The sequence below is a fragment of the Pseudomonas sp. P5_B3 genome, from assembly GCF_056400405.1.
On sequence record NZ_JBFULI010000139.1, the window covers coordinates 1 to 567 of the forward strand.

At 64.0% G+C, this 567-nt stretch carries 1 pseudogene; it reads left to right on the top strand.

Going from position 1 to position 567, the window contains the following annotated elements:
• Nucleotides 1-44: 44 nt before the first annotated feature.
• Nucleotides 45-567: pseudogene (locus AC1DRN_RS29975) on the top strand (immunoglobulin-like domain-containing protein); the annotation flags it as partial.

Below are 567 nucleotides of genomic sequence, written 5' to 3' on the forward strand. Positions count from 1 at the left end.
AACGACGCCTACAAGGGTCCGACCATCGTGATCGAGTCGATTAAAACGACGCCTACAAGGGTCCGACCATCGTGATCGAGTCGATTAAATCGGCCGACGGCGGCAACCTCGAAGCCATCGATCCGGTGAAAACGCCGGTCAGCACCACGGTCAACGACGTCGACGACACCACCACGGTGACCCTGAGCGCGACGCCGAGCGTCGACGAGAACGGCACCATCACCTACACCGCGACGCTGACCGACGCCCAGGGCCAACCGGTGACSGCGCAGAACGGTSCRGTSACCGTGACGCTGGACAGCGGCAAGGTCATYACCATCGCCGAAGGSCAGAGYTCYGGCAGCCTGCYGGTCACGGTGGGCAACGACGCCTACMAGGGKCCRACCAYCGTGAYCGAGTCGATTAAATCGGCCGACGGCGGCAACCTCGAAGCCATCGATCCGGTGAAAACGCCGGTCAGCACCACGGTCAACGACGTCGACGACACCACCACGGTGACCCTGAGCGCGACGCCGAGCGTCGACGAGAACGGCACCATCACCTACACCGCGACGCTGACCGACGCCC